8 protein-coding genes are annotated in these 8,094 nt (G+C 73.5%); 4 read left to right on the top strand and 4 right to left on the bottom strand.

The annotated features are described in order from the left end of the window. Positions 1-308: 308 nt before the first annotated feature. Together ACZ5D2_RS36575 and ACZ5D2_RS36570 are read right to left on the bottom strand one after the other, a co-directional pair. Positions 309-1,100 carry a DUF2785 domain-containing protein gene (locus ACZ5D2_RS36575; RefSeq protein ID WP_371677286.1) on the bottom strand — a complete coding sequence of 264 codons (792 nt, stop codon included), beginning with the start codon at positions 1,098-1,100 and terminating at the stop codon, positions 309-311. Between the two features lie 71 nt (positions 1,101-1,171). Then, positions 1,172-2,101, bottom strand: a complete 930-nt coding sequence (locus ACZ5D2_RS36570) for a cyclase family protein (protein WP_468935555.1) — start codon at positions 2,099-2,101, stop codon at positions 1,172-1,174. A 108-nt stretch (positions 2,102-2,209) separates the two neighbouring features. On the opposite strand from ACZ5D2_RS36570, the gene ACZ5D2_RS36565 reads away from it, so the two are divergent. Genes ACZ5D2_RS36565 through ACZ5D2_RS36555 form a run of 3 tightly spaced genes read left to right on the top strand, consistent with a single transcriptional unit; the run spans position 2,210 to position 5,395 of the window. Beyond that, on the top strand, positions 2,210-3,121 hold the full coding sequence (locus ACZ5D2_RS36565; RefSeq protein ID WP_371677285.1) for an SDR family NAD(P)-dependent oxidoreductase: 912 nt from the start codon (positions 2,210-2,212) through the stop codon (positions 3,119-3,121). A gap of 10 nt (positions 3,122-3,131) precedes the next feature. Continuing rightward, a complete protein-coding gene (locus ACZ5D2_RS36560) occupies positions 3,132-4,331 on the top strand; it encodes an acyl-CoA dehydrogenase family protein (RefSeq protein WP_371677284.1) in 1,200 nt (399 codons plus the stop codon). Next, on the top strand, positions 4,328-5,395 hold the full coding sequence (locus ACZ5D2_RS36555; protein ID WP_371677283.1) for a Zn-dependent alcohol dehydrogenase: 1,068 nt from the start codon (positions 4,328-4,330) through the stop codon (positions 5,393-5,395). Before ACZ5D2_RS36560 ends, ACZ5D2_RS36555 begins: the two co-directional genes overlap by 4 nt. A gap of 267 nt (positions 5,396-5,662) precedes the next feature. Here ACZ5D2_RS36555 and ACZ5D2_RS36550 read toward each other — a convergent pair whose 3' ends face one another. Then, complete coding sequence (locus ACZ5D2_RS36550; protein ID WP_371681193.1) at positions 5,663-6,274, bottom strand: flavin reductase family protein; 612 nt, start codon at positions 6,272-6,274, stop codon at positions 5,663-5,665. 178 nt (positions 6,275-6,452) lie between these two features. Here ACZ5D2_RS36550 and ACZ5D2_RS36545 point away from each other — a divergent pair, with 178 nt between their 5' ends. Next, positions 6,453-7,247 (top strand): VOC family protein, encoded by a 795-nt coding sequence (locus tag ACZ5D2_RS36545; protein ID WP_371677282.1) that lies wholly within the window; start codon positions 6,453-6,455, stop codon positions 7,245-7,247. A gap of 8 nt (positions 7,248-7,255) precedes the next feature. Here the strand turns inward: ACZ5D2_RS36545 and ACZ5D2_RS36540 are convergent, their stop codons facing one another. Further along, positions 7,256-8,068, bottom strand: coding sequence for an enoyl-CoA hydratase/isomerase family protein (locus ACZ5D2_RS36540; RefSeq protein ID WP_468935549.1), 813 nt, complete (start codon positions 8,066-8,068; stop codon positions 7,256-7,258). Positions 8,069-8,094: the final 26 nt, after the last annotated feature.

Raw genomic sequence — 8,094 nt, 5'->3', positions numbered from 1 at the left:
TTCTTGTCCTGCTCCAACGCGTCCAGGTCACCCGTGAACTGCGGAATCGTGCACGGATTGATCGGTACGTGATCCGTCACTTCTGCCCCGCCCCCCGGGAATTGATCGCTTTGACCGATGCCATGTCTACCTGCCGGATTCCGTGAGCGCCAAAGGAGAAACGGGTTGGTGGGAAGGCGTGGCCGAAATGGGAGGGGCGGCAGTTGAAATCCGTCTGGAAAGCGGTGCCGACTGCATTCTTCTTCGGCCCGGTGATGGCGTGGGGTCCGATCGTGCTCGCCCCCGTGCTGACCGCGCCCCGCGCGGGTTCAGCGTTTGACGATGCGGTCGAGGGTGTCGGCGAGGCGGGACTTGAGGGCCTCGCGGTGGCGCAGGGGGGTGCGGGGCGACGTCTGGTCCGGGCGGGCGCCGCGGTCCGCGAGGACGTAGAGCAGGCGCAGGGTGCGCAGGCAGTTGCTGATGTGGGCGGGGACCGGGGTGCTGATGCTGTCGGCGCCGAACGCGGCGGCGATCGGGTCCAGCCACGCCGTCGCGTCGCCCTCGCCCAGGTCCGGCCGGATGAGGACGCGGGCGACGCCCCGCGCCAGCCGGTCGTCCTCCAGCTGGTCGTACACGTGGGCGGTGGGTGCCGTCAGCCGGGCGGCGGCCAGGTGCAGCATCCGCGCCGGGTCCACCTCGGGGTGACCTCCGAGCGTGCCCAGCAGGTCGGCCCCGTGGGCGACGGCGTGGAGCCAGCCCAGCTCCGGGTCGTGGCCGCGCAGGTCCTGCTCCGCGGGGTACCAGCGCTCGAACGCGTCCACCCAGCCGGCCCTGAAGTCCCCCCTGGCCACGAGCATGTCGAGGACGAGGGGGGCGAAGGTGCGGGCCTGGACCTGCGGGTGGCGGAAGCGGGCGGCCATCTCGTCACCCAGCTCCAGCCGCCGGGACGCGCCGATCACCCCGCCCGTTATCCAGGACGCGAGGACGGAGTACGGGGCTCCGTCCCGGATCCGCGGATCAGGGTCCGCCAAGGCCTCGGAGAGCTCTCGTACCAGTTCTTCCAGGGGGCGGTCGGCGGGCGCGGGGCAGCCGGCGGCTTCGATCTCTGTCCAGTCGGTCACGTGCCGGGACGATAGGGCCCGCCGTCGCCGCGCACCACGCAATATCGGCCGCGGGCCCCTTGTCGCGGGGGTCAGAGGATGGCCACCGGGGCCACCGGGGTGCCGGTCCCGCCGACGAAGGGTTCCGGCATCGCGGACAGGAGGAAGGAGTGCCGGCCCGCTTCCGCACAGGCTGTGGACAGTTCCTCCAGGTTCCAGTTCTGGCCCTGGTGCATGCCCATCTCGACCAGGTGGAGGGCGTGCACCGGCAGCCACAGGTCCTCGATCTCCGGCGGGAAGATCTCGAAGGTCAGGGTGTCGTTCGCGACCGCCGCGACGTCGCGGGCGTGGAACCACTGCGGGGTGCGCACCGAGAGCCCGGGGGACGGGAAGCCGTAGCCGTGCTTGTCGCCCGCCAGGTAGACCTGGATCTGGCCGGTGCGGACGAGGACGACGTCGCCCGCGCGGACCTCCACCCCCGCGAACTCCTCCGCCTCCGCCAGGTCCTCCGGCGTGACGGCGTGGCCCCCCGGCAGCCGGTCCAGGCCCTTCGCGCGGGCGACGTCGAGGAGGACCCCGCGCGAGACGATCGGGGTGGCCTTGTCGATGCCGCTGAACTCGGCGCGCGCGTGCGCGGTGATCGTGGACGCCGGGCGGCCGTTGTAGATCCGCCCGGAGTGGGAGACGTGCGTCAGGGCGTCCCAGTGGGTGGCCGACTGGAGCCCCATCGTCACGGCGTCGTCGCTGCACGCCACCGTGCCCGGCCCGAACAGCTCCTGGTTGATCTGGACCATCGTGTGCAGCGGGTTGATCCGCCCGGGGATCATCCCGGCCTGCACCCCGTCCTCCTTGAGCGGCAGGGCGAGCGGGACGCGGCGGCCCGTGCGGACCTCGGCGGCGGCGGCCCGGACGACCTCCCCGGTGATCAGGTTCAGGGTGCCGATCTCGTCGTCGGCGCCCCAGCGGCCCCAGTTGTTGACGCGCTTGGCGATGTCGTGGAACTCGGCGGGCAGGCTGCTCATGGTTTTCATCAGCTCCTGGAGGTGCGGGGGCAACGGGGGCTTGTGCGAAGGGATCTGACTGGTCATAGAATCTAACGGACCGTCAGAAAACGCGGGAAGGGGCCGGACGTGGGGAACTTCTTGGCAGGCAAGGTCGTCGCCGTCACCGGCGCGGGCCGGGGCATCGGGCGGGCCGTGGCACTCGCCGCCGCCGCCGAGGGCGCCCGGGTCGTCGTCAACGACTACGGCGTCGGGATCGAGGGCGGCGAGCCCACCAGCGAGGTCGCCGAGGCCGTGGTCAAGGAGATCACCGCCGCCGGAGGGCAGGCCGTCGCCGTCGCGGACGACATCTCCACCATGGAGGGCGGACAGCGCATCGTCGACACCGCCCTCGCCCAGTACGGGCGCATCGACGGCGTCGTCTGCGTCGCCGGCATCCTGCGCGAACGGATGCTGTTCAACATGTCCGAAGCCGAATGGGACCCGGTCGTCGCCACCCACCTCAAGGGCACCTTCACCGTCTTCCGGGCGGCCTCCGCCGTCATGCGCAGGCAGGGCACCGGCACCCTCATCGGCTTCACCAGCGGCAACCACCAGGGCTCCGTCGCCCAGGCCAACTACAGCGCCGCCAAGGGCGGGATCATCTCCCTCGTCCGCAGCGCCGCCCTCGGCCTCAACAAGTACGGGGTCACCGCCAACGCCGTCGCCCCCGTCGCCCGCACCCGCATGTCCGCGAACGTCCCCATGGAACTCAAGGAGATCGGCGAGCCCGAGGACGTCGCCGCCCTCGTCACCTACCTCCTCAGCGACCGCGCCAAGGACGAGGGCATCACCGGGCAGGTCTACACGATCGCCGGACCCAAGATCGCCGTCTGGGCGCAGCCCCGCGAACTGCGCGCCGGCTACGCCGAAGGCTCCTGGACCCCCGAGAAGATCGCCGACTTCCTGCCCGGCACCGTCGGCACCGACCCGATGCCGATGCTCGCGCAACTGGAGGCCATGGCAAGGGCGGCGGCCGCCAAGGACCGCCCCAACGCGTGAGGGGGAGCCGGTGGACTTCAGCTTCGGGACCGAGGACGGGGAGCTGCGGCCCCGCGCCCGCGCCTGGCTCGCACAGCACCTCACGGGCCCCTACGAACGGGCCGTCGGCCTCGGCGGGCCCGGCAGCGAGCACCAGGAGGTGGCCACCCGCCGCGCCTGGGAACGGGAACTCGGCCGCGGCGGCTGGATCGGCACGGGCTGGGACCTGCCCGCCGGGACCTACGGGCAGCAACGGCTCTCCCTCACCGGCCAGGTCGTCTGGGCCGAGGAGTACGCGGCGCTGCGCGCACCCGGCCGGGTCGGCCACATCGGCGAGAACCTCCTCGCCCCCACCCTGATCGCCTACGGCACCCCCGAACAGCAGGCCCGCCACCTCCCCGCCATCGCCCGCGGCGAGGAACTGTGGTGCCAGGGCTACAGCGAACCCGGCGCCGGATCCGACCTGGCCGGGGTGCGCACCACCGCCGTGCGCGACCCGGCCGACGGGCTGCTGCGCGTCACCGGGCAGAAGATCTGGACCTCCCTCGCCCACGACGCCGACCGGTGCTTCGTCCTGGCCCGCACCGAAGCCGGTTCGCGCCGCCACCGGGGCCTGTCCTTCCTCCTCGTGCCCATGGACCAGCCCGGCCGGATCGAGGTCCGGCCCATCCGCCAGATGTCCGGCACCGCCGAGTTCAACGAGGTCTTCTTCGACGGCGCCGTCGCCACCGACGTCGTCGGCGGGGAGGGCAACGGCTGGACCGTCGCCATGGGCCTGCTCGCCCTCGAACGGGGCGTGTCCACCCTCGTCCAGCAGATCGGCTTCGCGGCCGAACTGGAACGGGTGATCGACGCCTACGTGGCCTCCGCAGCCCCCGACCCCGCCCTGCGCGACGACCTCGTACGCCAGTGGGCCGAGCTGCGGACCATGCGGTGGAACGCCCTGCGCACCCTCGGGACCGCCGGGGACGCGGGCGCGCCGAGCGTGGCCAAGCTGCTGTGGGGCCGCTGGCACCGGCGGCTCGGCGAGCTGGCCGTGGCCGTACGGGGCGCGGCGGCGACCGCCGGACCCGGCCCGTGGTCGCCGCAGGTCCCGTACGGGGCGGGGCTCGACGAGGAACAGCGCCTCTTCCTGTTCACCCGCGCCGACACCATCTACGGCGGCTCGGACGAGATCCAGCGGAACATCATCGCCGAGCGGGTGCTCGGCCTGCCTAAGGAGCCCAGGTGAGAGGCGTCGTGTTCGACGGCAAGCAGGCCCAGGTGGTCGCGGACCTGGAGATCCGGGATCCGGGGCCGGGGGAGGTGCTCGTCGCGATCGGTGCGGCGGGGCTGTGCCACAGCGACCTGTCGGTGATCGACGGGACGATCCCGTTCCCGCCGCCGGTGGTGCTCGGGCACGAGGGCGCGGGGGTGGTGGAGGCGGTCGGCGCCGGGGTCACGCACGTGGCGCCCGGCGACCACGTGGCCCTGTCGACGCTCGCGAACTGCGGGGCGTGCGCCGACTGCGACCGGGGCCGGCCCACCATGTGCCGCAAGGCGATCGGGATGCCGCAGCAGCCGTTCTCCCGCGGCGGGAAGCCGCTCTACCAGTTCGCCTCCAACTCGGCCTTCGCGGAGCGCACGATCGTCAGGGCCGTCCAGGCGGTGAAGATCCCCGCAGACATCCCGCCGGCCTCGGCCGCGCTGATCGGCTGCGGGGTGCTCACGGGCGTCGGGGCCGTCCTGAACCGGGCGAAGGTGGACCGGGGCGAGTCGGTGGTCGTCATCGGCACCGGCGGCATCGGGCTCAACGTGCTCCAGGGCGCGCGGATCGCGGGAGCCACCACCATCGTGGCGGTGGACGCGAACCCGGCCAAGGAGGCGGTGGCCCGGCAGTTCGGCGCCACCCACTTCATCGACGCCTCGGCGGTGGCGGACACCCCGGCCGCCGTCCGCGAGATCCTGCCGACGGGCGCGGACCACGCCTTCGAGTGCGTGGGCAGTGTCAAGCTGATCCGGCAGGCGATCGACCTGCTGGACCGGCACGGGCAGGCCGTCCTGCTCGGCGTGCCCGGCTTCAAGGAGGAGGCGTCCTTCCTCGTGTCGTCCATGTACCTGGACAAGACGATCATGGGCTGCCGGTACGGGTCCTCGCGCCCCCAGCGCGACATCGCCCTGTACGCCGAGCTGTACCGGCAGGGGAAGCTGCTGCTGGACGAACTGGTGACGGAGACCTACCCGGTGGAGGACTTCGCGAAGGCCGTCGACGATGCCCACCACGGACGGGTGGCGCGCGGGGTGCTCACCTTCTAGGCGCGCCGTACGGGGTGGCGGTGAGCAGCAGGGGGCCGGTCACGCCCTGCGCGGCGCAGCCCTCGGCGAGGAACGCGGCCGGCCACCCCAGGGCGTCGAGGGACCGTTCGGAGAGCCCGCCCGTCACCACGATCCGGTGCCGGGCGGGCCCGCCCCACAGCGCGTCGACGGGCGCGGCACCGGGCAGGGCGGCGCCCTCCGGGGCGGCCCCGCTGTCCAGGGTGACGCGTACGGGGACGGCGGCGCCCTCCGCGGCACCCGCGAACGTCAGTCGGCCAGGCGGCCGAAGCGGCCCTTGTGGAAGAGGAGCGGGTCGCCCTCGCCGGCCGCGCCCATGGCCTCGACCCGGCCCACCACGATCAGGTGGTCCCCGCCGGTGTGGACGGCGTGGATCCGGCAGTCGATCCAGGCGGGCACGGCGTCGAGCTGGGGCGATCCGGTGACGGGCGCGGGCCGGTGGGCGATCCCGGCGAACTTGTCGGCGCCGCTCACCGCGAAGGACCGGCACAGTTCGCCCTGCTCGGCCCCGAGGATGTTGACGCAGAACACCCCGGCGCGGGCGATCCGCGGCCAGGTGGTCGACGTACGGGCCACCATGAAGGTGACCAGGGGCGGGTCCAGGGAGAGCGAGGCGAAGGACTGGCAGGCGAAGCCGGCCGGGCCCTCCTCCCCCTCCGCCGCCGGGGCGGTGATGACGGTGACCCCGCTCGCGAAGTTCCCGAGGACGGCCCGGAACTCGGCGGGGCTGACGGGCGCGCGCTCGTCCTCCCCGACGGCCCGCAGGTCGGGGCGGGGCAGGGCGTCGACGCGGTCGGGCTCCGCCCCCGTGGAGGTGGGGGAGCCGACCGACCTGAGGTATCGGACGACGGTGGCCGCCATCCCTGCGTGTCCCATCACGCCACCGATTGAACCTGACGGTTCGTCAGATAGGAAGGGGGGCGCCCGAACGGGTGAAACGCCCCGGCCCTCGTGGCCCGTACGGGCCCCCGCGCGCGGGGGCTCGGCATGGTGGCGGGTGGACTCGTACAGGCGTCCCCGTACTCCAGGAGGAGAAGCCATGCTCGGCACCGACTTCCGCACCGGATCCCCCAACTGGCTCGACCTCGGCAGCCCCGACACCGCGGCCGCCGCCGCCTTCTACGCCCGGGTCTTCGGCTGGAAGTTCGTCTCCGCCGGGCCCGAGGCCGGCGGGTACGGCTTCTTCCAGCTCCAGGGCAAGACCGTCGCCGCGCTCGGCCCGCTCACCGAGGAGGGGGCCCGGTCCGCCTGGATGGTGCACTTCCAGACCGCCGACGCCCGCGCCACCGCCGAAGCCGTCCGGGCCGGGGGCGGGAGCGTACGGATGGAACCCATGGACGTCATGGGGGAGGGCTGGCTCGCCCAGTTCACCGACCCGCAGGGCGTGGAGTTCGCCTGCTGGCAGCCCGGCAAGACCGGTGGTCTGGGCCTGGCCTCCGACGTGAACTCCCTGGTGTGGGTGGAGCTGCACGTGCCGGACCCGGTCGCGGCCGTCGCCTTCTACCGCGGCCTGTTCGGGTGGCGGGCCGCGGAGATGCGGACCCCCGGCATGCTGTACCGGGTGCTCAGCGTCGCCGACGGCGACCAGCAGGAGGGCTCCTTCGGCGGCGTCGCCCCGCAGGGCGAGGGCGCCGGCGGGGGATCGAACATCGTGCCGCGCTGGGTGCCCTACTTCAACGTCGCCGACGTGGACGCCACCGTCACGGCCGTCGAGGGCGGGGGCGGCGAGGTCCTGATGCCGCCCGTGGACGTGCCGGCGGTAGGGCGGATCGCGTGGGCCTCCGACCCGGCCGGGGCGGTGTTCGCCCTGCTGAGGCCGGACCCGCAGATGTAGGCGGGGTCTCAGCGGCCCCGGTACTCGGGCGTGCGGCGCTCCTTGAAGGCGGCCACGCCCTCGTTCGCGTCGGCCGTGGTCATGTTCAGCTCCTGGGCGGTGGCCTCGGCGGCCAGCGCGGTCGCCCGGTCGCTGTCCAGGGAGGCGTTGACCAGCTGCTTGGTCAGCACCAGGGCGCGGGTCGGGCCCTGGGCGAGGCGCTCGGCCCAGGCGCGGGCAGCGGCCTCCAGCCCGTCGGCGGGGACCACCTTGTTGACGAGGCCGAGGCGGGCCGCCTCCTCGGCGGGGACGGCGTCGCCGAAGAACAGCAGCTCCTTGGCCTTCTGCGGGCCGAGGAGGCGGGGCAGGAGGTAGGCGCCGCCACCGTCGGGGACGAGGCCGCGGCGGACGAACACCTCGATGAAGCGGGCGCCTTCGGCGGCGATCACCAGATCGCAGGCGAGCGCGAGGTGGGCGCCGATGCCGGCGGCGGTGCCGTTGACCGCGGCGATGACGGGCTTCTCGCAGTCCAGCACCGCCGTGATCAGGCGCTGTGCGCCGAGGCGGATCATGCGGGATACGTCGCCGGCGGTACGGGGGGCCTGCGGCGCGGTGGGCGTGGCGGGGGTGGTGGGGGGTGAGCTGCGGAGGTCGGCGCCCGCGCAGAAGCCCTTGCCGGTGGCGGTGAGGACGACGGCCCGTACGGCGGGGTCGGCGGAGGCCTCGGCGAGCAGGGCGATGACGTGCTCGCGCTGCTCCCAGGTGACGGCGTTCAAGGCCTCGGGGCGGTTGAGGGTGATCCAGGAGACGCCGCCCTCCAGGCGGTGCAGGACCTCGTCCACGGGGGCTCCGTTCGGGGGGTTGGCGG

Source organism: Streptomyces sp. NPDC031479 (genome assembly GCF_055581065.1).
This window is presented reverse-complemented; position numbering and strand designations above follow the sequence as displayed.